This is a genomic window from Streptomyces sp. CA-243310 (genome assembly GCF_050936775.1).
In the GTDB taxonomy this organism is placed as follows: domain Bacteria; phylum Actinomycetota; class Actinomycetes; order Streptomycetales; family Streptomycetaceae; genus Streptomyces.
This window is the reverse complement of record NZ_JBNJMF010000002.1, coordinates 555509-581537: the sequence shown is the minus strand read 5'-3', so window position 1 is coordinate 581537 and position 26029 is coordinate 555509. Positions and strand designations below refer to the sequence as shown.

Annotated in this window: 12 protein-coding genes and 3 pseudogenes; 3 read left to right on the top strand and 12 right to left on the bottom strand. The window is 74.0% G+C overall.

The window, feature by feature from the left end; all coding sequences use genetic code 11:
- Window positions 1–80: 80 nt before the first annotated feature.
- The 4 genes and pseudogenes from ACQEVM_RS20135 to ACQEVM_RS20120 all read right to left on the bottom strand — a co-directional run.
- Window positions 81–6239 (bottom strand): annotated as a pseudogene (locus tag ACQEVM_RS20135) (amino acid adenylation domain-containing protein); the annotation flags it as partial.
- Window positions 6240–6326: 87 nt separating this feature from the next.
- A pseudogene (locus ACQEVM_RS20130) lies at window positions 6327–9191 on the bottom strand (amino acid adenylation domain-containing protein); the annotation flags it as partial.
- A 313-nt stretch (window positions 9192–9504) separates the two neighbouring features.
- Window positions 9505–10839 carry an enterobactin transporter EntS gene (entS, locus tag ACQEVM_RS20125; RefSeq protein ID WP_433080970.1) on the bottom strand — a complete coding sequence of 445 codons (1335 nt, stop codon included), beginning with the start codon at window positions 10837–10839 and terminating at the stop codon, window positions 9505–9507.
- 40 nt (window positions 10840–10879) lie between these two features.
- Entirely contained in the window at window positions 10880–11128 is a 249-nt protein-coding gene (locus ACQEVM_RS20120) for a phosphopantetheine-binding protein (RefSeq protein WP_433080968.1), read from the bottom strand.
- A gap of 196 nt (window positions 11129–11324) precedes the next feature.
- Between ACQEVM_RS20120 and ACQEVM_RS20115 the strand changes: the two genes are divergently transcribed.
- A complete protein-coding gene (locus ACQEVM_RS20115) occupies window positions 11325–11888 on the top strand; it encodes a GNAT family N-acetyltransferase (RefSeq protein WP_433080966.1) in 564 nt (187 codons plus the stop codon).
- Window positions 11889–11966: 78 nt separating this feature from the next.
- On the opposite strand, the gene ACQEVM_RS20110 is transcribed toward ACQEVM_RS20115, so the two are convergent.
- The 8 genes and pseudogenes from ACQEVM_RS20110 to ACQEVM_RS20075 all read right to left on the bottom strand — a co-directional run bounded on the left by ACQEVM_RS20110 (window position 11967) and on the right by ACQEVM_RS20075 (window position 22399).
- Window positions 11967–12176 carry an MbtH family protein gene (locus ACQEVM_RS20110; RefSeq protein WP_053675469.1) on the bottom strand — a complete coding sequence of 70 codons (210 nt, stop codon included), beginning with the start codon at window positions 12174–12176 and terminating at the stop codon, window positions 11967–11969.
- An 86-nt stretch (window positions 12177–12262) separates the two neighbouring features.
- The gene (locus tag ACQEVM_RS20105) at window positions 12263–15064 is read right to left on the bottom strand and encodes a condensation domain-containing protein (protein WP_433080963.1); all 2802 of its coding nucleotides are present in this window, start codon (window positions 15062–15064) and stop codon (window positions 12263–12265) included.
- 6 nt (window positions 15065–15070) lie between these two features.
- Window positions 15071–16467, bottom strand: a pseudogene (locus tag ACQEVM_RS20100) (lysine N(6)-hydroxylase/L-ornithine N(5)-oxygenase family protein).
- Between the two features lie 207 nt (window positions 16468–16674).
- Window positions 16675–17628 carry an acetylglutamate kinase gene (gene argB / locus ACQEVM_RS20095; protein ID WP_433080961.1) on the bottom strand — a complete coding sequence of 318 codons (954 nt, stop codon included), beginning with the start codon at window positions 17626–17628 and terminating at the stop codon, window positions 16675–16677.
- Complete coding sequence (argC, locus tag ACQEVM_RS20090) at window positions 17625–18653, bottom strand: N-acetyl-gamma-glutamyl-phosphate reductase (protein ID WP_433080959.1); 1029 nt, start codon at window positions 18651–18653, stop codon at window positions 17625–17627. The genes argB and argC overlap by 4 nt, the downstream gene beginning before the upstream one ends.
- A 37-nt stretch (window positions 18654–18690) precedes the next feature.
- A complete protein-coding gene (locus tag ACQEVM_RS20085) occupies window positions 18691–19338 on the bottom strand; it encodes an isochorismatase family protein (protein WP_433080957.1) in 648 nt (215 codons plus the stop codon).
- A gap of 162 nt (window positions 19339–19500) precedes the next feature.
- Complete coding sequence (pgm, locus tag ACQEVM_RS20080; RefSeq protein ID WP_433080955.1) at window positions 19501–21141, bottom strand: phosphoglucomutase (alpha-D-glucose-1,6-bisphosphate-dependent); 1641 nt, start codon at window positions 21139–21141, stop codon at window positions 19501–19503.
- 313 nt (window positions 21142–21454) lie between these two features.
- Window positions 21455–22399: a nucleoside hydrolase gene (locus ACQEVM_RS20075; RefSeq protein WP_433080953.1), complete on the bottom strand. Its 945-nt coding sequence runs from the start codon at window positions 22397–22399 to the stop codon at window positions 21455–21457.
- A gap of 228 nt (window positions 22400–22627) precedes the next feature.
- On the opposite strand from ACQEVM_RS20075, the gene ACQEVM_RS20070 reads away from it, so the two are divergent.
- The gene (locus ACQEVM_RS20070) at window positions 22628–23830 is read left to right on the top strand and encodes a serine hydrolase domain-containing protein (protein WP_433080951.1); all 1203 of its coding nucleotides are present in this window, start codon (window positions 22628–22630) and stop codon (window positions 23828–23830) included.
- Window positions 23831–24047: 217 nt separating this feature from the next.
- Window positions 24048–26018 carry a Dyp-type peroxidase gene (locus ACQEVM_RS20065; protein ID WP_433080949.1) on the top strand — a complete coding sequence of 657 codons (1971 nt, stop codon included), beginning with the start codon at window positions 24048–24050 and terminating at the stop codon, window positions 26016–26018.
- The last annotated feature ends 11 nt before the right edge of the window (window positions 26019–26029 follow it).

The following is a 26029-nucleotide window of genomic DNA, read 5'->3' as shown; positions in this document are numbered from 1 at the left end:
GTCGGGGGTTGTGGTGTGGGGGTGGGGATGAGGTAGGCGGTGAGTTGGGGGTGTCCGGGGGTGTCTTCGCGGAGGATGACGGTGGCGTGGGTGATGTGGGGGTGGGTGGTGAGGGCGGTTTCGATGTCGCCGAGTTCGATGCGGAGGCCGCGGAGTTTGATTTGGTTGTCGGTGCGGCCGAGGTAGTCGAGGGTGCCGTTGGGGAGCCAGCGGACGATGTCGCCGGTGCGGTACATGCGGGTGCCGGGTGTGCTGTGGGGGTTGGCGATGAAGCGTTCGGCGGTGAGTGAGGGTTGGTTGGTGTAGCCGCGGGCGAGTTGGGTTCCGGCGAGGTGGAGTTCGCCGGGGGTGCCGGGGGGTACGGGTCGCAGGTGGTGGTCGAGTACGTACACCTGCGTGTTCCACACCGGAGCACCGATGGAAGCCGAAGCCGAACCAGAAGCCGAACTCGAAGCCGGAGCCGAACTCGAAGCCGCTGCCGACCCCGCGCCCGGACCGGCCACGGCGGCGGGGCAGTCCGCCGCCGTGACGTCGACGGCCGCCTCGGTGGGCCCGTACAGGTTGGCCAGTACCGCACCGGTCGAACCGGCCGAGGTGTGGAAGCGGGTGGTGAGGTCGGTGGGGAGGGCTTCGCCGCTGCAGACGACGAGTCGCAGGGTGGGGCAGGTGGAGATGTCGGTGTCGGTGAGGAATGCGGCGAGCATGGAGGGGACGAAGTGGAGGACGGTGACGTGTTGTTCGCGGATGAGGGTGGCGAGGTAGTCGGGGTCTTTGTGGCCTTCGGGTCGGGCGATGACGAGGGGGGTGGCTTCGGCGAGGGGCCAGAAGAACTCCCAGACGGATACGTCGAATCCGGCGGGGGTCTTCTGCAACACGCGGTCACCCGGTGCGAGTTGGTAGGCGTCCTGCATCCATTGGAGGCGGTTGACGATCGCTTCGTGTTCGACCATGACGCCCTTGGGGCGGCCGGTGGATCCCGAGGTGAAGATGACGTAGGCGGGGTGGCGGGGCAGCAGCGCCGCCGAGCGGTCCGCATCGGTCACCGAGTCACCGCGCAGCGAGGCCAGGTCCGCCGTCACCTCGGGCGCCCCGATCACGACCACCTCCGCGTCGGCGGGCACCGGGACCGCGTCCAGCGAGGGCAGGTCGGTCACCAGACACACCGGGGCGGCGGTTTGGATCATGTGGGTGAGGCGGTCGGTGGGCAGGGTGGTGTCGAGGGGGAGGTAGGCGCCGCCGGCGCGGACGACGGCGTGCAGGGCGATGACGAGGTCGAAGGAGCGGGGGAGGGCGACGCCGACGACCTTTTCCGGGCCGACGCCGTGGGCGATGAGGAGTCGGGCGAGGCGGTTGACGCGGTCCTCGAAGTCGGCGCGGGTGAGCCGGGCGCCCTCGAAGACGAGGGCCGTGCCGTCAAGGTCCCGGGCGCCGGCGGCGGCCAGGTCGTCCAGCGTGAGGGTGGGGACGGGCCGGGCGGTGTCGTTCCAGCGGGTCAACACCCGTTCCCGTTCGGCCGGGTCCATCACCTCGATGGTCGAGACGGGCGCCGTCGGGTCGGCGGCCACGGCCGTGAGGACCCGTACGAGTCGATCGGCCAGGGTCCGGACGGTCCCCTCGTCGAACAGATCGGTGGCGTAGCGCACCCCGCAGGTCATGCCCGCGCCCAGCGCGTCGCGGTCGGGCGTCCGCCGGAAGAGGATCTCCAGGTCGAACTTGGCGGCCCCCGCGGCCACCGGTACCTCCTCGGCGGCCAGCCCGGCGAGCGGACGCGCCACCTCGGCGCCGCCCTCGTAGGCCACCATCGTCTGGAACAGGGGGTGCCGGGCCAGCGACCGCTGCGGGTTGACGGCCTCCACGACCGCGTCGAAGGGCAGGTCGGCGTGGTCGAGCGCGGCCGTGCCGACCGCCGCGGTGCGCCGCAGCACCTCCGTGAAGTCGGGCTCGCCCGAGAGGTCGGCGCGCATCACCACGGTGTTGACGAAGAAGCCGACCAGCGGATCGAGTGCCTCCTCGCCGCGCCCGGCGACCGGGCTGCCCAGCGGGATGTCCTCTCCCGCGCCGAGCCGGTGCAGCAGCGCCGCCACCGCGGCCGTGACCACGGTGAACACGGTCGTGCCGGCCGACCTGGCCAGCCCGTCCAGGCCCGTCACCAGCTCGGTGGGCAGGACCGTTTCGAGGGTGGCGCCCCGGTGTGAGGGGACGGCCGGCCGCGGCCGGTCGACCGGAAGGGACAGCTCCTGCGGCAGCCCCTCCAGCGCCGTGCGCCAGAAGTCCGCCTGGCGGTGCGCCGGGGAACCCTCCCGGGCCGGGTCGCCGAGCAGCTCCCGCTGCCACAGCGCGTAGTCCGCGTACTGCACCGGCAGGGGCGCGAACTGCGGTGCCCGGCCGTCGAGACGGGCCGTGTACGCGCGATCCAGGTCGGCCAGCAGGGGGCCGGCCGACCACTCGTCCCCGGCGATGTGGTGCACCAACAGGAGTAGCGTCCAGTCCTCGGGGCCCGCCTCCAACAGCGTCACCCGCAGCGGGATTTCGAACTCCGGATCAAAGGCGTGGGCCGCCGCCTCCTCGGTCCGCGCGGCCGGCTCACCGGCCGACACCCTGGCCGTCGAGAACGGCACCACGGCCTCGTCGGGGGTCAGGATCCGCTGGTACGGGCCCTCGGCGTCCTCCGCGAACACGGTGCGCAGGGCCTCGTGCCGGGCCACCACGTCGGCGACCGCCGCACGCAGCGCCGCCGGGTCGAGCGCCCCGCGCAGACGCAGCACGAGCGGGATGTTGTAGGTGGCGTTGGGGCCGTCCATCCGGTGCAGGAACCACAACCGGGCCTGGGCGTACGACAGCGGCAACCGGTCCGGGCGCCCGCCCGCGACCAGCGTCGGGCGCGCGGCCCGTCCCCGGCCCTCCAGCCGTGCGGCGAGCGCGGCGACGGTGCGGGCCTCGAACACGTCCCGGATCGAGCACTCGGTGCCCGTCGCCCGGATCCGGGCCACCACCCGGGTGGCCAGCAGGGAGTGCCCGCCGAGCCGGAAGAAGTCGGCGTCGGCGCCGACGGCGGACAGCCCCAGCGCCTCCGCGAACACCTCGGCGACCCGTACCTCGGCGGCGCCCCGCGGCGCCCGGCCGGTCGGCTCGCCCGACGAAACCGGTGCCGGCAGGGCGCCCCGGTCGAGCTTTCCGCTGATCGTGGTCGGCAGTTCCGCCAGCGTCACCACGAGGGCCGGGACCATGTGGTCGGGCAGTACGCGCGCCAGTTCCCCGCGCAGCGCCGCCGGATCGGCCGGGCCCGTGACGTAGCCGACGAGCCGGGGGATGCCGGGGATGTCCTCGCGGACCACGACGGCCGCCGCGCTCACGCCGTCGAGCGCGGCGAGCGCGCTCTCCACCTCGCCGATCTCGACGCGGAACCCGCGGATCTTCACCTGGTCGTCGGCCCGGCCCAGGAACTCGATCAGGCCGTCGGCCCGCCACCGGGCCAGGTCGCCGGTCCGGTACATCCGGCTGCCCGGCTCGCCGAACGGGTCGCAGACGAACCGCTCCGACGTCAGCGCCGGACGTCCCAGGTATCCGCGGGCGTTCTGCTCGCCCGCCAGGTACAGCTCACCGGGCACGCCGACGGGCACCGGTCGCAGTCGGGCGTCGAGCACGTGGGCCCGGGCGTTGTCCAACGGCCGTCCCACGACCGGGGTGGCGCAGTCGCCGACCCGGGCCACCAGTGCGTCGACCGTGAACTCGGTGGGCCCGTAGTAGTTGACGACCTCCACGTCGGCGACCTCGCGCATTTCGGACCAGAGCCCGGCTGGCACGGCCTCGCCGCCCAGCAGGAACAGCGGCGGGCGCCACGATCCGGTCAGCAGTCCGGCGTCCACGAGCCGTCGGCCGTACGAAGGCGTCACGTCGAGGGCGTCGATGCGCTCCTGGCGCACGTACGCCACGACCGCGTCCGCGTCGCGTCGACCGTACTCGTCGAGGACGTGCAGCTCGTGGCCGGCGATCAGCCACAGCAGCTGCTCCCACGAGGAGTCGAAGGAGAAGGAGGCGGTGTGCAGCGCGCGTACCCGCCGTCCGAGGCGGGCGGCGATCGGCAGGTACAGGTCCCGCTCGTGGTCGCGGAACAACCGGGTCAGGCCGGCGTGCCGGAGCACGACGCCCTTCGGGCGACCAGTGGAGCCCGAGGTGTAGATGACGTACGCCGCGTGCTCGGGGTCCACGTCCGCGTCCGGGCCCGGTACCGCCGAGGCGAAACGTTCCACCATCGAGGGCGCGTCCAGGACCACGGCGGGCACGCCCGCGACACGGTCGGCGACCGCGAGGGTGGTCACCACGCAGACCGGGGCGGCGTCCTCCAACATGAACGCCAACCGTTCGGCGGGCAGGTCGAGGTCGAGCGGCAGGTACGCGCCGCCGGCCTTCAGCACGGCCAGGACCGCCACCACGGCGTCGGCCGAGCGCGGCACGGCGAGGGCAACCACCGCCTCGGGCCCGACGCCCTCCTCGACCAGCACCGAGGCCAGGCGGTCCGCACGGTCGCGGAGCTCGGCGAACGTCAGCCGCTGCGCACCCGCGACCAGCGCGAGCGCGTCCGGATCCAGGGCGGCCCGCTCCGCGAACACCCGCGCCACGCCCTGCGGTGGCACCGGGCGGGCGGTCGCGTTCCAGCGGTCCATGTGGGCCCGCTCGGTCTCCGCGCGCAGCTCCCACGCCGACACGGGGCGGGTCGGATCGGCGACCGCCTCGGCCAGCACCCGCAGCAGCCGGTCGGTGAACGTCTCCACCGTCGTGCGGTCGAACAGCCCGGTGGAGTAGAAGACCTCCAGCTCCAGGTCCTCGCTGTGCGCCGCGTCCGAGAAGGTGATGTCGAGGTCGAACTTGGTGGCCCCGGGGTCCACCCGGTCCACCCGCGCCGGCAACCCGAACAGGACCCGCACGTCCTGGGTCACGGTGCTGTGGGACACCATCGTCTGGAACAACGGGTGCCGCGCCAGCGAGCGTTCGGGGTTGACGGCCTCCACCACCTGGTCGAAGGGCAGATCGGAGTGGTCCAGCGCCGTGAGGTCCGCGGTCCGCACCCGCTCCAGCACCTCGCCGAAGGCCGGGTCGCCCGACAGGTCGGTGCGCAGCACCAGCGTGTTGACGAAGAAGCCGACCAGTTCGTCGAGGGCGCTGTCGGCCCGTCCGGCGACGGGGCTGCCCAGCACGATGTCCTCGCCGGCGCCGAGCCGGTGCAGGAGCGCCGCCACCGCCGCGTGCACGACCATGAAGACGCTGGTGCCGCTCTCCCGGGCCAAAGTCCTTATGCCGCAAGCGAGTTCGGAGGGCAGCGGGCGGTACACCAGCGCCCCCGCGTGATCGGCGACGGCCGGTCGCGGTCGATCGGCGGGCAGTCCCGCCTCCTCGGGCAGGGCGCCGAGGACCCGCCGCCAGTACCCGGCCTGCTCCGCGGCCACCGAACCCGGCTCGTCCACCGCTCCCAGCAGGCGGCGCTGCCACAGCGCGAAGTCGCCGTACTGGAGCTCCAGGGGGGTGAACCGGGGCGCCTCGCCGGCGCACCGGGCGGCGTAGGCGTGCTCCAGGTCGCGCAGGAACGGCCCCATGGACCACTCGTCGCTCGCGATGTGGTGCAACAGCACCACCAGCGCATCCGCGCCGGACCGGGCGTCGCGCACCAGCGTCACCCGCAGGGGCGCCTGCGCCGACAGGTCGAAGAGGTGGGTCAGTGCGAGGTCCACGGCGGCGTCGAGGCCGCCCTCCGGCACGTCGCGCAGGTGCAGCCGGACGTCCGCCTCGGCCGGGCCCAGCACCCGCTGGTACGGAACGCCCTCGTGCTCCCCGTACACCGTCCGCAGCGCCTCGTGCCGGGTGACGACGTCGCCCAGCGCGGCGCCCAGGGCCTCGGCGTCCAACGCGCTGTCGAAGCGCACCGCGAACGGGATGTTGTACGTGGCGCCGGGGCCCTCCACCTGGTGCAGGAACCACAGGCGCTGCTGCGCGTACGACAACGGCAGCGGATCGGGGCGGACCCCGGCGGTCGGCATCGGACGGGCCGCGGCGGTGCGGTCGGCGAGCCGCGCCGCCAGCGCCGCGACCGTACGGGCCTCGAAGACGTCGCGGATCCCGCACTCGCGGTCCAGCGAGGTCCGTACCCGGGCGATCACCCGGGCGGCCAACAGCGAATGCCCGCCGAGGGTGAAGAAGTCGTCGTCCGGCCCCACGGCCGGCAGGGCCAGCACCTCCGCGAAGATGCCGGCGAGGATCTCCTCACGGGCACCGCGCGGCGCCCGACCGGAACCGGCCAGGCCGGACAGGTCGGGGGCCGGGAGCGAACGCCGGTCGACCTTCCCGTTCGAGGTCAGTGGGAACGCGTCCAGCACCACCACCGCCGACGGGACCATGTACTCGGGCAGCCGCTCCGCCGCCGCCCGGCGCAACGCGCCCGCCTCGGGGGCCGGGCCGTCGCCGGCCGGGGTGACGTACCCGACCAGTGCCGGGAAGCCCGGCAGGTCCTCGCGGACCAGGACCACGGCACGCCCCACGCCCTCGGCTGCCGTCAGCGCCGCCTCGATCTCGCCGAGTTCGATCCGGAAGCCGCGCAGCTTGATCTGGTCGTCTGCCCGGCCGACGAACTCGATCCGCCCGTCCGCGGTCCGCCGGGCCAGGTCGCCCGTGCGGTACATCCGCTCGCCCGGCCCGCCGAACGGGTCGGCGGTGAACCGCTCGGACGTCAACGCGGGCCGCCCGAGGTAGCCCCGGGCGAGCTGGGAGCCGCTCAGGTACAACTCGCCCTGACGGCCCGGGGCGACCGGACGCAGGGCGCCGTCCAGGACGTACGCCCGCGTGTTCCAGAACGGCACGCCGATGTCCGGGACACCGGTGTGGTCGGGCGCCAGGTCTGCGGAGGTGGCCCAGACGGTGGCCTCCGTCGGTCCGTAGACGTTGGTGACGGACAGCGCGGTACGGGCCAGCCGCTCGGCCAGCACGGCGGGCAGGGCCTCACCGCCGACGAGGACCCGGGTGCCGTCCAGGGTGGTCGGCCGACCGTCCTCCAGGAGCGCGTGCCACAGGGAGGGGGTGGCCTGCATGACGGCGGGGCGGTGCTCGTCGACGAGGGCGGCCAGCGCCGCCGGGTCGCGCACGGTGTCCCGGCCGGCGAGGACCACCGTCGCCCCGCAGATCAGCGGGGTGTGGATCTCCAACGCGGCGATGTCGAAGGAGATGGTGGTGACGGCCACCAGCCGGTCGTTCGGCGTCAGTTCGAGGACCTCGGCCTGCATGTGCAGGAAGTTGGCCAGGGCGCCGTGCGAGATCACCACGCCCTTGGGGCGGCCGGTGGAGCCCGAGGTGTGGATGACGTACGCCGGGTGTTCCGCTGCGGCGCCGGCAAGCTCGGCGGCCTGCTCCCCGGGTCTGACGTCGGCGAGCGCGGCGAGTGTGTCCGGGGCGTCCAGGACCACCGTCTCCACCCCCTCGACCAGCGGGGCGAGGGCGGCACTGTCCAGGGTGGTCAGCACGCACACGGGGCGGGCGTCCTCGACCATGAACGTGAGCCGGTCGGCGGGATAGTCCAGGTCCAGCGGCAGGTAGGCGCCGCCGGCCCGCCAGACGGCGAGCAGGGCGACGACCAGGTCGGCGGTGCGGGGCAGGGCGAGCCCCACGAAGCTCTCGGGTCCGACGCCCCGGTCGACCAGCACCCGGGCGAGCCGGCGCGCACGCTCGTCGAGCGTGGCGTAGTCGAGGGTGACCGGACCGCAGATCACGGCGGGCAGCAGCGGGTGCCGGCGGGCCTGCTCGGCGAAGGCCTCGATCGCGGTACCGGGAGGCAACGCCCGCGCGGTGTCGTTGCCGGCGCGCAGGACGCTCTCCAGCGCCTCCGGGGAGAGCAGGTCGGGTCGACCCACGGGAACCAGCGGGCCGGCCGCCGCGGCCGCGCGCAGGAAGCGGGCGAACTCCCGGCAGCGCTCGGCCAGCGAGGCCGCGTCGTACGCCTGGGGATTGCCGTCGAACTCGAAGCGGATCCGGCCCTCGGCGGCGTCGTGGTACACGCCGAGGGTCAGGTCGTCGACGGGCCCGGCGGCGACGTTGTGCACGGTGGCGGGGGCGCCCGCGAAGTCCAGGGAGTTGTCGAACGCCTTCACGTTGACCATGGGACCCAGCAGGCCGCGGGCGCGACCGGACAGGCCCAACTCGCGGCGGATGTCCTCCGCGCGGTAGCGCTGGTGGCGGCGCAGGTCGCGGATCCCGGCGGCGACCTCGGCGACCAGGTCGCCCAGCGCGACGCCGGGCCGCACGGCGATCCGCAACGGCAGCACGTTGACGACCATGGCGGGGACCTTGAGCGCGGCCGAGCCCAGGCGCGCCATGGCGGGCATCGACAGCAGCACGTCGTGGCCGCCGGTCGCCCGGTGCAGGAAGGCCGCGAACGCGGCGGTCACCACGTCGGCCCAACTCGCCCGGGCGGAACGCGCGATGTCCAGGAGACCGGCGGTCTCCTCGGCGGACAGGGTGGCGCCGTCGCGCAGGAAGGCGTGGGCGGCGGGCAGCGCCGTGCCGCTCAGCGGCTCGGGTTCGGGGCAGTCTGCCAGCCGTTCCAGCCAGTAGGAGCGGTCGGTCTCGAAGCGCGGCGACTCGCGGTACTCCCGCTCCTCGTCGGTGACGACCTTCAGGGATCCGAACGGGTTCGCGGGCGGCTCCTCCTCGCGGACGAGCGCGGTGTACACCTCGGCGGTGCGCCGCGAGATGAGCGAGAAGCCGAAGGCGTCGAGCGCGATGTGGTGGGCGCGCTGGTACCAGAGCGTGCGGCCCGGACCGATCCGGTGGAGCGTGAACGCGTACAGCGGGTCCGTCACGGGATCCACCGGCGTGGCCATGTCCCGGCGCATCAGGGCGAGCGCCGTGCCGAGCGGGTCGTCCTGGCCCGTGTGGTCGAGCATCGCGACGATCGGCCCGGCGGCCGGCCCGGGCCAGGTCAGCTGGTACGGATCGCCGGCCTCGTCCTCGCCGAACCGGGCCGTGAGCGCCTCGCTCTCGGCGACGGTGCGCCGCAGGGCGGTCACGAACAGGCCCGGGTCCAGGTCGCCTTCGATCTCGACGTACTGGCCCACGTTGTAGACCGGGGACTCGGGATCGAGCCGCTGTCCGTACCAGACCCCGGTCTGGGCCCCGGTGAGGGGGAGGCGCTGGGAAGGGCGGTCGCTCATGGGGATCGTGCTCCAGGGTTCGGCGGCGGGGCGAGGAGGCGGTCGGGCGACGGGTGGTGCCCGCAGATGGCGGAAGGTCAGCGTCCGGACGGGGCGGGGGAGGCCGCCAGGAGGCTGACGAGGCCGGCGGCGGCACGGCGCAGGCGGGCGCGCAGGCGGGCCGTGGTGGTGAGGGCGTGAGTCATGGCGGTTGCCTTTCCGGGCCGCAGGCGGTGGCGGCCGAGACGAGACGGGTGGTACGGGGCCGGACCGGCCGGTCGATGGCGGGGAGCCGGGAGGTCGTCGACGGCGCAGTGGTGGAGGGGCGCCGGGGTCAGGCGTCGGAGGGGTGCGCGGCCTCGGTGACGGGCCGCTGCCCGGCGTCCTTGGCGAGGGGGTCCGGGACCTCGGGGGCGTCGTCGTCCTCGCGGGGCAGGGTGGCCCGGCGCAGGCCCGGTACGGCGATGGCCACGCCGACGGCGGCGACGGCGCAGACGGCGCCGTTGAGGATCGCCGCGCCGGCCGGGCTGAACCAGCGGGCGATGGAGGCGACCTCGGCGTCACCGAGGACGCCGCCGGTGGTGCCCTGGGCGGTGATGACGCTGACGATCCGGCCGCGCAGACGGTCCGGGGTGCTGTGCTGGACCAGCGCGTATTCGAGGATCTCGTAGACCGTGCCGGCCGCGCCGCCCACGGCGAGCATCAGGAAGGCGACGGCCACGTGGCCGCTGAGGCCGAAGCCGACGGTGGCGAGCCCGCCGGTGAAGGCCGCGGCGAGCAACAGGCCGCCGGGGCGCGCGGCACGGCCGATCCAACCGCTCGTCGCCGACGCGAGGACGGCGCCGACCGCGGGGGCCGTGTACAGCAGGCCGAGCATGATCTCGTCGCCGTGGAACTGGCGGTCGACCATCTCGGGGAAGAGCACGACGGGGACGTTGAACACGGCCACCACGCCCCCGAGCAGCACCAGTCCACCGACGACCCGGTTGCGCAGGGCGTACCGGAAGGCGACCATCGGGGAGCCGGAGTCCTGCTCGGCGCCCTCCTCGTCCTCCTCGTCGGTGACCGGCGGCAGTGGGCGGATGCGCGAGATCAGGAAGGTGGTCACCGCGGTGGTGACGGCGGCGAAGGCGAAGACGGGCCCCGCGCCCCAGGCGGCCAACAGGACGCCGCCGAGCAGCGGCGCGCTGATGGAGCCGATCTCTCCGGTGAGGGAGATCAGGGCGCCGGCCGCCGGGAGTTGGTCGGGGCGGACCAGTGTGGGGGCCACCGCCATGAGCGCGGTGACGCTGACGCCGGTCGCGAGGCCGTCCCACGCGACGCAGACGTGGATCGCCCACAGGGAGGGGTCGGGGAGCATCGCGTTCACCGCGAGCCCCGCGAAGGCGAGGGCGGCCGCCCCGCGCGCCCATACGATCAGACGCCTGCGGTCGGTGCGGTCGGCCATGACGCCGCCCCAGAGCGAGCCCAGCAGCACGGTGATGCTCATGATCATGCTGACCACGGCGACGTCGAAGGTCGAGCGGGTCAACCCGTACACCTGGGCTGCCAGGGCGACGGTCGCCATGCCCAGGCCGAAGAGCGAGACCACCCGGGCGATGAAGATGGCCCGGAAGTCGCGGCTGGTGCGCAGCGGTTCGATGTCGATGACGAGGTCGCGCAGGGACACAGGGGGCTCCGTTGACGGCGGGGACGGCGGGTGGGGCGGATCAGGCGGCGGTGGACAGGAGAGCGGCCCATTCGCGCAGGGTGGGGCGCTCGGCGAGGTCCACGAAGCTGATCCGGGCGCCCTCGGCGCGCCATCTCTCGACCAGGGTCATCAGGCGTATGGAGTCCAGGCCCTGGTCGATCAGGTCCTCGTCGGGCGAGATGTCGGCCGGCTCGACGTAGAGGACCTCGGCGACGTCCTGGATCAGGCGATCGAGGCCGAGGGGCTCGGTGGTGAAGGATTCGGACATGTCACGGCTCTCTGTTCTGTGAGGAGGAGCCCGCCCATCGATGAGGCAAGGCTTACCTAACTAAGGATGAGGTGGATGCGTCAAGTCGGAGGGGGAACCCTTTCGACCTGCGGACGGTCAACTTGCCCGGACTGAAGGGCGGGTGAGGCTGGAGTGGCGAATTGCAGGTCAACTTAGGCAAGGCTAACCTAAACCTGTGTCGATCATTGTCGCAGCCTCCGTCGAGGCAGACCTCCCCGCGCATCCGGACCTCCCCGCCGCCCCGGAGAGCCTTCCGACTCCGGAGCACCTCCCGACGCCGGAACCCCCCGTCCCCCACGTCCGGTCGGCCCGTCTGCGCGACGCGCCCGACCTGTACGCGCTCTCCCGGGCGTTCGTCCCCTCCGGCGCGCTCAGGGCCCGCTCGATCGGCCACTACCTCGCCCACGCGGGGGAGTTCCTGGTCGCCGAGGGCGCCGGCGGCGACCGCGTACGAGGCTGCCTCGCCCTGCGGGACGAAGCGCCCGCGACGGCGGTGGTCTACAACTTCTGCGTGGCGCCGGGCTGCCAGGGGCAGGGCGTGGGATCGGAACTGCTCCGAGCCGCCGTCGAGCGGGCCCGGCGGAGCGAGGTGCGGACGCTCTTCACCGCCACCACCGGCTCCGCCCGGCTCTTCCTGCGCCACGGCTTCGTCCCGGTCGAGCCCGGCGAGGCCCCGGCCGACTGGGCCGCCGCACTCGATCCCGCCCGGGGCTCGCGCGTACTGCGCCTGACGGTGTGAGAAGGGCTCGCGGAAGCCGGGCCGGAGCGAACGCTCCGGCCCGGCTTCCGTGTGTGCGCCCCGGGGCGGGGCGATGTGTCAGCCGCGGGCCACGAGACTCGCGGGACGCATGTCCGTCCAGTGCTCGTCGGTGTAGGCGGCGCAACCCTGTCGGGTGTCCTCGCCGTGGGCGACCGTCCAGCCGGCGGGGACCTCGGCGAAGGCGGGCCACAGCGAGTGCTGGTTCTCGGCGTTCACCAGCACGAAGTAGCGGGCGTCGTCGTCCTCGAACGGGTTGGTGGTGGCCATGGGGACTCTCCTTGGATGGGTGGGTGGTGCGGTGGTGGGTGGAAACGGTGGACGGGTCGACCAGGGGACGTGGCGGTGACGGGCCCTCAGGGCCTCCCGGCGGCGTCCCCCGGAAGCAGGGCGAGGGCGCGAGCGGTGGCGGTGGCCTCCTCGGCGAGGGCGAGCGCCTCGTCGGCGGTGAACAGCCGGTCCGACCAGCGCCAGGCCACGGCGACGGCCCTCGGGCCGTCGCCCGGCGGGCTCGTGTGGACCGTCAGCTCCAGGGGTCCCGTCAGCGGCAGCGCGGTGCCGGGAACCTCCGGAGGCCGCCACTCGTCGGCCGGGGCCGGGCCCCACGCGGAGGTCTCGTCCGCCGCCCGCAGCACGGTCCGGCGGTGGTAGCGGACCCCGCCCCGCGGCAGGTCCGCGAGCCGGGCCGCGGTCTGCGGATTGAGGTGGCGCAACTGTTCCAGCCCCCGGCCTCGGTCCGGGACCGAGGCCAGGGCGTCCACCACCCGACGATGGGTCTGCGCGGCCTCGGCCGCGCCGCCCGGGCCCAGCGGAAGGCGCAGCAGGAACGCGGAGGTGAGGCGGCCCGCCGTGCGCGGCGCCGCGTCGGACCGGGGGAGTTCCAGGTCGACCAGCAGTGCGGTGCCGTCGTGCAGGCGCGGCCGGTTCGACGCGATCCGGGCCAGAGCGGCGAGCAACAGGGCGTCGACGGGGTCGGCGCCGTCCGGAGCCGGCTCCCGGCGCGGGACGGGGAGCTCCAGCCGCGTCACCACCCGGTGGCCACCCTCGGTGGCCGCCCAGGCCCGCCCGGTGGTACCGGAGGCGAGCGCCTCCCAGTGGGCCAGCTCCACGACCCGGGCGGTCGACTGGGCCTCGGCGGCCAGGGTGGACGCCCAGCCGGTGAGCCCGCCGGCCGGCGGCAACGCGTCGTCCGCGGAACGCTCCCCGAAGGCGTACTCCTCGTACAGCGGGGCGATCTCGTCGGCCAGCGACTGCCAGGTGACGTCGTCCACGGACAGATGGTGTCCGACGAGCAGCAGTCGCCCCGGCTCCCGGGGACCCGCGTCGAACCAGACCGCCCGCACCACGGCCGCGGTGCGCGGGTCGAGGGCGGCGGCGGCCGTCCGGGCTGCCTCGGCGACCAGCCGTTCCCGTTCGGACTCCGGGCGGCCCGCGACGCCGATCCGGCGCAGCGTGGCCGGGTCGGTCACGGCGGGCGCCGAGGCGGCGGGCCGGATCTCCTGGCTCCAGATGCCGTCCGTGCGGTGCAGGGCCAGCCGCAGCGCCGGATGACGTCGCGCGAGGGCCGACAGGGCCTGGCGCAGCGGGGCCGCCCGGAGTCCGGCCGGGACCCGCAGCAGGACGGACTCGTGCAGGTGCTCCACGGCGCCCTGCGCGCCGCGCAGCCGGTGGGCGGACGGCAGCAGGGCCACCGTCCCGCTCTCGTCGTCGGGTTCGGGTCCGCCGTGCCGGGCGCGCGGGGGAGCCGGGTCGGCCCCGGGCGGGACCGTGCGCGGGCCCGGCGCGGTGGCCGCGAGTTCCGCGACGAGGGGGAGCGCGGCACGGCCGGGTTCCCGGGCGAGGGCCACCAGGGCGGCGGCGCACACCTCGGCCTGCCGGCGCAGCGAGGTCTCGTCGTACAGGGCGGGGTTGGCGTCGAAGTCCAGGCGCAGCCGCCCGTCCGGGTAGCCGGACGCGGAGACCGACAGGTCGTCCACCGGTCCCGACGCCAGGCTGACCACGTGACCGCGGGTGCCCGCGAAGTCGAGCTCGGTCTCGAAGGGCCGCAGGTTGACCAGCGGCCCCGGCACCCGGCTTCCCGGCAGCTCGGGCCACAGGGCCCGGGCCAGTACCTCGCCCCGGACGCGCTGGTGGCGCCGGAGGAAGGCGAGTTCGTCGGCGGCGCGGCCCAGCAGGGCGCGGAACGTGTCGGACGGCGACACCGGTACGCGCACGGGGAGGATGTTGACCGCCATGCCCGGTACCCGCAGCGTGCCCGGGGCGGTGCGCGCCGTGGTGAACAGCGCCAGGGTGGCCTCCGCCGCGCCGGTCCGGGCTGCGAGGTCGACGGCGGTGGCCGCGACGACGGCCTCGCCCCAGGTGACCCCGGCCGAGCGGGCGGCGTCGGCCACGGCGGCGCTGTCGGCCCGGTCGAGGACCACGGTGTGGCGCAGGGCGGTGTCACCCGCCGGGGCGGGGCGACCGGCCGGCCAGGCCGGGGCCGGGGGTTCGGCGTAGCGCCTCGTCCACGCGGCCAGCTCGGTGTCGTACGCCGCGGAGGCGGTGTAGACCCGGTCGGCGTCGGCGAGCACGGAGACGGGCGCGAACGGGGACGGCGTGGGCGTCGTGCTCCGGACCAGGGACGTGTAGTGCTCGGCGATCCGCCGGCTGAGCAGGGCCACCCCGTACCCGTCGACGACGAGCTGGTGGAAGTACTGGACGAGCAGGTGGTGCCGGGGACCGGTGGTCACGAGGACGGCGCCCGCGAGATCGGGCACCAGGTCCGGCAACGGAGGGTCGATCAGCAGCTCCAGCCGGGGCGGGCAGGCGAGTTGACCGCGTACCAGTTCCACGGCCGCGGCCACCGGGTCGGCGGCGCCGGACGTGTCCAGACGGGCCAGACTCCGCGCCGGCGGGCGGACCGGTACGGGCGCCTGGCGGAACCGACCGCCTTCGCTGGTGACGCTGAAGCGGAGCCAGGGAGCCTCGTCGAGGGTGCGCCCGACGGCGTCGTCCAGGGCCTCGGTGTCCAGTGGGCCGACGAGCTCGATGTACTGCCCGACGTTGTAGCCGGCGTAGGACGGCGCCGCGGTCTGCGCCGCGAGCACATGGGCCTGGGCCGCCGTGAGGTCCACGGCGGGCGGCGCGGTGGGGGCCGTGGGGGCGGTGATGGTGGGCACGGGCCGTCAGCCCCGGTTCGCGGGGGCGGTGGGCACCGGGGCGCCGGCCCGCAGGTCCCGCTCGGCGGCGTTCAACAACAGGGAGTCGCAGATCTCGCCGGAGCGCACGGCCAGGGTCGACAGCAGGGAGGAGGTGATGCCGTGGCTGTGCTCGGTGGAGGCGCCCTGGAGGTAGATGCCGGCACGCAGCCGGGACGTGGTCTCCACCCGGTGGTCGCGGCCGATGCGCAGGCGTCCCTGACCGTCGGTCAGGCACTCGTCGGCCAGATCGCCGAGCAGGTCGAGCGGGTCGCCGGCGCGGTAGCCGGTCGCCAGGACCAGCGCGTCGCAGTCCAGGGCGAGGGTCTCGCCGCCGGTCAGGGAGCGGACGGTGACCCGGACGCCGTCCGAGGTCGGGGTCGCCGCGGCGAACTCGCTCGCGCCCATGATCCGCAGCCGTTCCGTCCCGGCCACCTTCTCCTGGTACACCGTCCGGTACAGCTGCTCGATCAGATCCCCGTCCACCACCGAGTAGTTGGTGTTGGCGTGGTAGCCGAGCAGTTGCTGCTTCACGTCCTGCGGGGCGCGGTAGAACTCGTCGACCGCGGCCGGGTCGAAGATGCGGTTCGCGAACGGGCTGTCGTCGGCGGGGCTGTAGCCGTAGCGCCTGAAGACCGCGCACACCTCGGCGTCGGGGAAGGTCCGGTGCAGGTGGTCGGCCGTCTCCGCGGCCGACTGACCGGCTCCGACGACCACGAACCGGCGGTGAGTCCGCTCGGTCAACAGCGGTGCGCGGTGCAGCAGGTCGCGGTTGTGCCAGATCCGTTCGCCGGTCTCCACGCCCTCCGGCAGCCGCGGGACCAGGCCCGTGCCGATCGCGATGTTGCGCGCGCGCGCAGGCCGGCGGAGCCGACCGCCTCGGGGGCGCCGGCCGGGCGGGTGAGGACGTCGAGTTCGTCCACCGCGCCCGCCGCGGCCGAGCCCGGTGCGGGGGCGACGCCGGTGACGGTGGTCGCGTAGCGGACCTGTTCCCGGAACCGGGCCGCGCACCAGCGGAAGTAGTCGTGGAATTCGATCCGGGTCGGGAAGAACGTCTTGTGGTTGACGAAGTCGACCAGCCGCCCGCGGTCCTGGAGGTAGTGCACGAAGCTGAAGGCGCTTCCGGGGTTGCGCAGCGTCACGAGGTCCTTGAGGAAGGACACCTGCATGGTGGCGCCTTCGAGGAGCATGCCCCGGTGCCAGTCGAAGTCGTCCTGCCGCTCGACGAAGGACGCCCGGATCGCGTCACCCGGTGTGCGCTGGTCGTTGTGCTCCTTGACGGCTATCGCCAGGGCCAGGTTGGCGGGGCCGAAGCCGATGCCCACCAGGTCCCGGGTGTCCGGGAGTCGCTCCCCTGGAGTGGTGTTCGCGTGTGGTGCGGACATTCCCATCCTTCCTCTGTCTCACCCAGATACTTAGGTAAGGCTGGCCTAACATCACCGATTGTGGGGGTCGTGTCAAGTTGGCGGAAAGTGCCCGGATGTCGAACCGCCGGATCGCCAACTGCCCTGGTGTGCAATCGATGTGCGGACACGCCGCCGACCCCGGCGGCCGAAGCCTGCCGGGGTCGCGTCGTCGAGAAGGGCCGAAAATCAGCCGGCGGGGGAGGCGTCCAGGGGGTCCGCGCCGGCCGGACGGTCGCTCACCGGGCAGGCGTCCGCCGGGTCGTCGGGCACCACGGCGGTTCCCGTGTGCTCGTCCGCGAACACCTCCAGGAGCAGCGCGTGGGGGACACGGCCATCCAGGACGTGCGCCATCCGCACCCCGGAGCGCACCGCGCGCAGACAGCCCTCCATCTTGGGCACCATGCCACCCGCCAGGGTCGGCAGCAGCCGTTCCAGTTCCCCGACGGTGAGGCGGTCGACGACCTCGTCGCTGTGGGGCCAGTCCGCATACAATCCGGCCACGTCCGTCAGCATGATCAACTTCTCCGCGTCCAGCGCCTCGGCGAGGGCCGCCGCCGCCAGATCGGCGTTGATGTTGTAGATCGCGTCGTCCCGCTCGCCCCGGGCGATCGGGGACACCACGGGGATCCGTCCGCGTTCCAACAGGCCGCGCAGGGTGTCTGGTTCGACGCGGACGATGTCGCCGACCAGGCCGATGTCCACCTCGCGGCCGTCCACCACGGCGGGCCGCCGCACCGCGGTCAGCGTGCGCGCGTCCTCGCCCGTCATGCCGACCGCGAACGGGCCGTGCGCGTTGATCAGGTGGACCAGATCGCGCTGCACCTGACCGGCCAGGACCATCCGTACCACCTCCATCACCTCGGGAGTGGTGACGCGCAGCCCGGCCGTGAACTCCACCTTCAGGTCCAACTGCCGCAGGAGCGCGCTGATCTGGGGCCCTCCGCCGTGCACCACCACCGGACGCAGCCCGGCGTAGTGCAGCGACACGACGTCCTCGGCGAAGGCCCGTTTCAGTTCCTCGTCCACCATGGCGTGCCCGCCGAACTTCACCACCACCGTGCGGCCCTGGTATCGCTCCAGCCACGGCAGGGCCTCGATGACCGTCCGCGCCCTGACCGGCGCCCGCCCCGTGACGCTCACGGCGCCACTCCGTCGAACGGCAGCCCCGACGTCTCCGGCAGGCCCAGTGCGATGTTCATGCTCTGCACCGCTCCACCGGCCGTCCCCTTGGTGAGGTTGTCGATGGCGCACACCGCGACGAGGCGCCCCGCCGCCGGATCCACGGCGATCTGCACCAGCGCGGTGTTGGAGCCCGCCACGGCACCCGTCGTGGGCCACTGTCCCGGTGGCAGCAGGCGTACGAACGGCTCCTCGGCGAAGGCCGACACGTAGGCGGCGCGCAGTTCCGCCTCCGTCGCGCCGGGCAGCAGACGGGCCGAGCAGGTGGCGAGGATCCCGCGGGCCATGGGGGCCAACGTCGGGGTGAAGGAGACGCCGACCGGCGCGCCCGCCACCAGGGAGAGGTTCTGCTCCAGCTCGGGAGTGTGCCGGTGGCCGCCCCCGACGCCGTAGGGGCTCATCGACCCCATCACCTCGGAACCCAGCAGGTGGGGGCGGATCGCCCGCCCGGCGCCCGAGGTGCCACTGGCCGCGACGACCACCGCCTCCGCCTCCAGCGACCCGGCGCCGTAACCCGGCCACAGGGCCAGGGTGACGGCCGTCGGGTAACAGCCCGGTACCGCGATGCGGGTGGCGCGGGCGAGGGCCTCCCGCGCGCCGGGCAGCTCCGGCAGACCGTACGGCCAACTCCCCGCGTGCTCACCGCCGTAGAACCGCTTCCAGGCGTCCGGGTCCCGCAGTCGGAAGTCGGCCCCGAGGTCGATCACCAGCGTCGTCTCGGGCAGGCGGGCCGCGAGTGCGGCCGACTCCCCGTGCGGCAGGGCCAGGAAGACGACGTCGTGTTCCGCGAGCCGGTCGGGGGAGGTCTCCTCCAGCACCCGGTCGGCGAACCGGTGCAGGTGGGGCTGGACGGTACCGAGCGTGCGCCCCGCACTGGTGTGCGCCGTGAGTGCGCCCACCTCGATCCCGGGGTGGGCGCCGAGCAACCGCAACAGCTCGCCCCCGGCGTATCCGCTCGCTCCCGCGACGGCTGCCCGCACGTTCATATCCGTCTGCCTTCGACCGTGTTCGGTGCAGTGGTCATCAGAGTTCCAGTTCGTCGATCAAGGTGGTGGTGGTGCGTACGACGGCTCCGCGCGCGGCCGACCAGCGCAGCGCGAGGGCGTGTTCCTCGGCGGACACGTCGGCCACCGCGTCGGCGACGACGAACGGCTGGATGTCGTTCATGTACGCGTCGGCGGCGGTGAGCAGGATCCCGGAGTGCGCGAAGAGGCCGCAGACGATCAGTTGGTCACGCCCGGAGGTCCGCAGGATCCGTTCGAGATGGCTCCGCAGGAACGCGTTGTCGCGGGTGTTCGTGATCACGTGTTCACCCAGGGAGGGGGCCGGCGAGGCGGCGATGCGCCCGTCCCGAGGTGTCGCGGCGCCGCCCCCGTCCACGTGGGGGCCGGCCGGTCGGTGGGCGGGCCCCCGCCGGTCGGGGGAGATCGGGGGTTCCGCGCTGAACACGACCGGGAGGCCGAGCCGGTGGGCGGCGTCCCGCAGCCGGGCGACGTTGGCGACCAGGTCGACCAGGGGCGGGACCCCGGGCGGGAAGACCTGGAGCAGATGGTGCTGCATGTCGTGGATCAGCAGTGCGGCCCGTCCCGGATCGACCTTCCAGGGTGCGACGGACCGTGGAAGCGTGTCCTCGTCGGGCATGGCATAGCGCTCGGCAGTCGGAAGTCCCACGGCCGCATTCCCCCTAGGTCCTGTCGTCGGCCGGTGCTCGCCCCTTCAAGGGGACTTAGCTTAGCCTAACCTAAGTGGGTTCGATCTTGGCGGTGTCGGGTCACCGGGTCTCCGGTGACCCGACACCGCTTGTGGGCGCCGCTTGGGGGCCGTCGAGCCGGCTCAGCCGGACAGGGCCGCCGAGACCACGCTCCGGGCCTCCTCCTGGACCGTCGCCAGGTGGTCGGGGCCGAGGAACGACTCGGCATAGATCTTGTAGACGTCCTCGGTGCCCGACGGGCGCGCGGCGAACCAGGCGTTCTCCGTGGTCACCTTGATGCCGCCGATCGCCGCCCCGTTGCCCGGCGCCTGCGTCAGCACCCCCGTCACCGGATCGCCCGCGAGCGTGTCCGCGGTGATCTGGTCCGGGGACAACCGGCCGAGCACCGCCTTCTCCTCGCGGGTCGCGGGGGCGTCGATGCGCGCGTACGCCGGTTCCCCGAACCGCGCGGTGAGTTCCGCGTACCGCTCACTGGGCGTCTGCCCCGTCACCGCCAGGATCTCGGACGCGAGCAGGGCCAACAGGATCCCGTCCTTGTCGGTGGTCCACGGTGAACCGTCGTGCCGCAGGAACGAGGCTCCCGCCGATTCCTCCCCACCGAACCCGAGGGCGCCCGAGGCCAGTCCGTCCACGAACCACTTGAAGCCCACGGGCACCTCGACCAGTTGGCGCCCCAGGTCGTCCGCGACCCGGTCGATCATCGCCGACGACACCAGCGTCTTGCCGATGCCCGCGGCCGCCGGCCAGTCCGGGCGGTGCGCGAACAGGTAGGCGATGGCGGTGGCGAGGTAGTGGTTGGGATTCATCAGCCCGGCGTCGGCGGTCACGATGCCGTGCCGATCCGCGTCCGCGTCGTTGCCCGTGGCGATCTGGTACCGGCCCGCGCTCTCGATCAACGAGGCCATGGCGTAGGGCGAGGAACAGTCCATCCGGATCTTGCCGTCCCAGTCCAGCGTCATGAACCGCCAGGTGGGATCGGTGTACGGGTTCACCACCGTCAGATCGAGACGGTGCTCCTCGGCGATCCGCCCCCAGTACGCCACGGACGCACCGCCGAGCGGGTCGGCCCCGATCCGCACGCCCGCCGCGCGCACCGCGTCCAGGTCGAGCACGGACGGCAGGTCCGCCACGTACGCGCCGAGGAAGTCGTGGCGCCCCGTCGTCCGCGCGGCCAGGGCCCTCGCGTACGGGATCCGCCGCACCTCCTTGAGCCCGCCCGCGATGATCTCGTTGGCACGCGTCTCGATCCAACCGGTGGCCGCCGAACCCGCCGGGCCGCCGTGGGGCGGATTGTACTTGAAGCCGCCGTCCGCCGGCGGATTGTGCGAGGGGGTGACCACCACGCCGTCGGCCAGGCCGGAGGAGCGCCCGCGGTTGTACGTCAGGATCGCGTGGGAGACCGCGGGCGTCGGCGTGTACCCGTCGGCCGAGTCGATCAGCACCGTCACGTCGTTGGCGGCGAACACCTCCAGGGCCGTCACCCGGGCCGGCTCCGACAGCGCGTGCGTGTCGGCTCCCAGGAACAGCGGCCCGTCGGTGCCCTCCCGCGACCGGTACTCGCTGATCGCCTGGCTCGTCGCCGCGATGTGGTCCTCGTTGAAGGACGTCGTCAGCGAGGATCCGCGGTGCCCGGACGTGCCGAAAGCGACCCGCTGGACGGGATCCGAAGGGTCGGGGCGCAAGGCGTGGTACGCGGTCACGAGCCGGGCGACATCGATCAGATCGCCCTGCTCCGCCGGTCGGCCCGCTCGCTCGTTCGGCATCCGCCGGTTCCTCCACACTCGTCGGGGTGATCGACCCGGTTCGGGCCGCGCGGAACACCGGACCCGCCCGGGCCTCCGCCCGCGCCGCCCGCCGCGTCATCGTCCGCCCAGCCTTCCCCGTACACCCGCCCGTCACGCCTTCGGCCGCGGCCCGACCCGGCCGGTGAGACGGCACGGGGCGGCGCGATCGGGGGCGGCCGGGGGTGACGAGCGGATCCGGCCGGCCGCGGATTCGACCGTCCGCCGGACACCCACCTGGCCCACCGGGGGTTCCGGACGCCGACCGACGGACCCGCGGACCGCGGGACCGCGCTCAGTCGCGCGCGGCGCCCAGCGCGGCCACCGCCGCCACCATCCGATCCCAGAAGAGGTCCGTTCGCAGGCCCACGGCCACCCGGGCGTTCGCCGGCAGACCCAGGCGCCCGTGCAGGTCCACCACGGTCGCCCCGCGCGTGTGCCGGCCGTGCAGTTCGACGGCCACGTGCGCGTCGACGCAGGAGACGATCGCGGGATCGATGACACGGGCCACCGCCACCGGATCGTGCACCGGGGGAGCGGAGAACCCGAACAGGCGGCGATACCTTTCGGCGAAGTACCGCAACAACTCCACACAGATCCAACCGAGTTCGGAATCCAGTGCCTCGAACCGGGCCAGTACCCCGGGGGTGGCGAGAGCCTGATGGGTGACGTTCAACCCGCACATGGTCACCGGGACACCACTGCGGAAGACGATGTCCGCGGCCTCCGGGTCCACATGGATGTTGAACTCGGCGGCCGGGGTCCGGTTCCCCCGCTCCGTCGACCCGCCCATCAGCACGATCTCCTTGATCCGCCCGGCCACTTCGGGGTACCGGGTCAACAGGAGCGCGATGTTCGTCAGCGGAGCCGTCGGTACGAGCGTCACCGGCTCGGGGTGTCCGATCAGGACCCGCCGCAGCAACTCCACCGCGTGTTCGGGGACCGTCGCCACGGTCGGTACGGGGAACCGCGGACCGTCGATCCCCGACACCCCGTGCACGTCCTCGGCCACCTCCAGCGGCTCCACCAGCGGTTGCGCGCACCCCGCCGCGACCGGCACGCCGGTGATGCCCGCGACCGTGCACACCCGGAGCGCGTTGAGCGTGGTCTTGTCCAGGGTCTGATTGCCCGCCACCGTGGTCACGGCCAGCAGGTCGATCCCCGGATCCCCCGCCGCCAGCATGATGGCCAGGGCGTCGTCGTGCCCGGGATCGCAGTCGATGACGATCGGAACGGCCAACGTCGGCCACCTCTCCTCGGCCCGCCGACGAGGGCGGGTCTCGTCCTGGTCCCAGTGTGACCCCGGTTCCCGTGCGCGGGCCCACTCGAACCGGCCGTCCGCGCGCCCCGTCACCCGCCGCTCCTCGGCCGGATGGAGCAGGCCGCAAGCGGCGGGCGGGCCGCGACCCGATGCTGGGCCGAGACATCGCCCGGGCCCGCCGGGGCCCGAAACCGAGGAGGTACCCGCGTGCGTCCGCTGCACACCCCGAGCCGATCCGCCGCCCGCCCCCGTCCACGCGGCCTGCGGCGCGCGGCCGTCGCCGCCCTCGCCGCGAGCGCTCTCGCCGGCAGCCTCACCCCGGCGGCCGCGGGGACCGGCCCGGGGGAGCCGCCCCGGGACCGGTCCCTCCAGCGACAGCTCCAGGAACTCGTCGAGTCTCCCGGCGGCCCGCCCGGAGCCATCGCCGTGCTCCGGCGCGAGGGCCGCCAGGAGGTCTATCGGGCGGGCGTGGCCGAGATCGGCCGCCGTGAGGCACCCGGCCTCGACGACCACATGCGGATCGCCAGCGTCGCGAAGGCGTTCAGCGGCGCGGTCGCCCTGAGCCTCGTCGACGACCACCGGCTCGGCCTCGACGACACGATCGGCCGCCGCCTGCCCCGCCTGCCCCGGGACTGGCACGCGGTGACGCTCCGCCAACTCCTGAACCACACCAGCGGTCTCCCCGACTACACCGAGGACCCCGAGTTCCTGGAGATCCTCACCGCCGCCCCCCGACACCGCTTCGACTCCCGCCGACTCCTCGACTTCGTCGCCGACGAGGACCTCCGCTTCGAGCCCGGATCGCGCTACCGGTACTCCAACTCGGACAACATCGCCGTCGCGCTGATGGCCGAACAGGCCACCGGCCGCCGCTACGAGGAACTGCTGAAGGAGCGGGTGTACCGACCGCTCGGCCTGCGGAACACCAGCCTCCCGCAGGGCTACCGGCTGCCCGAGCCCTACATGCACGGCTACGAGGTCGATCCGCCGGCCCCACCGGAGGACGTCAGCGAAGTGCTCGGGGCCTCGGGCGTCTGGGCGTCGGGCGGAATCGTCTCCACCCCGCGCGACCTCTCCGCGTTCATCCGCGGCTACGCGGGCCCCGAACTGCTGTCCCCGCCGACCCGCCGCCAACAGCAACGCTTCGTGCGGGGCGGTGCCTCGGAGCCCGCCGGCCCGGGCGCGAACGCCGCCGGGCTGGGCATCTTCCGCTACACCACGCGCTGCGGGGCCGTCCTCGGCCACACCGGCAACTTCCCCGGCTACACCCAGTTCGCCGCGGCCACCCCGGACGGCAAACGGTCGGTGACCGTGTCCGTCACGAGCCAGGTGCCGCTCGACCCGCAGCTCCTCGACCGGCTCCGCACCACCGAGGAGAACTTCGTCTGCCGCCTCCTCGGAGATCGCTGACGGCGGTCCGCGCACCAGGGCCCGGCAAGATCCGAAAGAGACGACCCGGGCCCGGCTCCCGGCGACCGACGGGGCGTCACCCGACGCCCCGTCACCCCATCGGTGCGTCCGCCTCGCGCGTCTCCCCTCCATCGCACAGGGTGATGATCATCGGCTGCCCGGCGCGCCCCTCCCCGGCGTCGCCCGGCCGCGCCCCCTTCCCTGCCCGGAGGACACGTTGCAGACCCCGCCCTCCCCGCACCACCCCACCCGCCGCACCGTCGTACGGGCGGGCGCCTGCGCCGCCGCCCTCGCCGTCGGGATCCCCGGCACCGCGGCCGGCGCCGCGCCCCGGGTCGGCGCCCCCGGCACACCCGTCGCACCCCCGGCGTCCCGGGCCGCGGCGCAGGCCCTGCCCCTGCGCACCGACACCACCACCCAGGGCGACATCCTCGCGGGCTTCCGCAAGGACCACGTCCGTCTGCTCCTCGTCCACTTCCACGACGCGGGCAAGGCCCGGCGATGGCTCGGCGCCCTGCTGCCCGACCTCTCCACGACCGATCAGGTCACCCGGTTCAACGCCGAGTTCAGCAGGGCGCGCACCCTGCGGGGCGGCGTGGACCCGGCCGGCATGGCCACCCTGTGGACCGGCCTGAGCCTCACCCACCCCGGTCTGAGCCTGCTCGCCGGCAAGGACCCCTTCCCCGCGGTCCCCGCCGGCGGCACCGCCGAGGCTTTCCGCGACGGCGCCGCCGCCCGCGCCGAGGCACTGGGCGACACGGGACCCAGCGCCCCCGACTCCTGGCTGTTCGGCGCGTCCGAGGACGACGTGCACGCCGTCCTCACCCTGGCCGCCGACGACTCCGGGCGACTCGCCGAAGCCGTCGACCGCCACCGCCGCTCGCTCGACGCAGCCGCCGCCACGGTCCTCTTCGGCCAGGACGGCGCCACGCTCCCCGGCGCACTGCGCGGCCACGAGCACTTCGGTTTCCTCGACGCCATCAGCCAACCCGGCGTACGCGGCTTCGACGCGTCCGACGCCGCGAACCCCGCGACCGTCCACGGCAGGCCCGGCACCCGGCTGGTGCCCGCCGGCGAGTTCCTGATCGGGCACGAACGCGTCGGGGCGCGTCCCGCCGGGCTCCCCGCGTGGGCCACCGGCGGCTCCTTCCACGTCGTACGACGGCTCGCGCAGGACGTGCCCGGGTGGTGGAACCAGGCCGCCGAGTGCCTCGCCGAACTGAAACGCTCCGGTGCCGCGCCCTCCGACGCCGACCCCAAGTGGCTCGCCGCCCGCATGATCGGCCGCTGGCCCGGTGGCGCACCGGTCGCCACCTGCCCCGTCGCCGAACGCGTCCCCCTGCCCGGCGAGGACGTCGACGGCGCGCTCGACTTCCACGACGACCCGCAGGGCTGGACCACACCGCTGTTCTCGCACATCCGCAAGAGCAACCCGCGCGGGGGCCTCACCCCGGCCCCGGGACGTCCGCCCCTGCCCATCGCCCAACTCGACTCCCGCCGCATCATCCGGCGCGGCATCCCCTTCGGACCGCCGCACCGCCCGGAGACCGGATCCCGCGCGGAGGGCGGCGACGACACCGCGCGCGGCCTCCTCTTCGTCAGCCATCAGGCCGACCTCGTCGAGCAGTTCGAGTTCATCGCCAAACGCTGGGTCAACGACGTGGACTTCCCGCCGGCCCGCCACCCCGTCCCGGGCGCCGACCCGGTCATCGGTCCCGGCTCCCAGGCCGCGTTCGAATGCCCCTCCGAGAGCGGCAGCCGCGCCACCACGCTCTCCTTCCAGCGGTTCATCCGCACCGAGGGCGCCGTCTACGCCTTCACCCCCTCCCTCCCCACCCTGCACGCCCTGGCCGCCGGCAGACTCGACGACTCCATCGAGGTGCACGCCGGTACCGTGCTGCGCTCCGGCGACACCCTGGACGCCGGCGCCGTCCGCCTGAGCATGGAGAGCAGCGGCGACCTGGTCCTGTACGACGGTGACGGCCGTTCCGTGTGGAGCGCGGGCACCTCGGGCACCGGAGCCGAGGCACGGTTCACCACCGACGGTGAACTCGCCGTCCTCACGGCCGCCGGCCGGCCCCTGTGGTCCTCCAAGACCACCGGCCACCGGGGCGCACGCCTGCTCATCCGCCCCTCCGGCGACGTGGTCATCGTCCAGGGGGACAAGACCCTGTGGCGCGCCGGGTGAGAACGGCTGCT

What these genes read in the sequence shown, in the direction of transcription:
- pgm (WP_433080955.1), bottom strand. Translation starts at nt 21,141, where the DNA reads ATGCCGAACGAGCGAGCGGGCCGACCGGCGGAGCAGGGCGATCTGATC.
- argC (WP_433080959.1), bottom strand. Translation starts at nt 18,653, where the DNA reads ATGAACGTGCGGGCAGCCGTCGCGGGAGCGAGCGGATACGCCGGGGGC.
- ACQEVM_RS20120 (WP_433080968.1), bottom strand. Translation starts at nt 11,128, where the DNA reads ATGTCCGAATCCTTCACCACCGAGCCCCTCGGCCTCGATCGCCTGATC.
- ACQEVM_RS20110 (WP_053675469.1), bottom strand. Translation starts at nt 12,176, where the DNA reads ATGGCCACCACCAACCCGTTCGAGGACGACGACGCCCGCTACTTCGTG.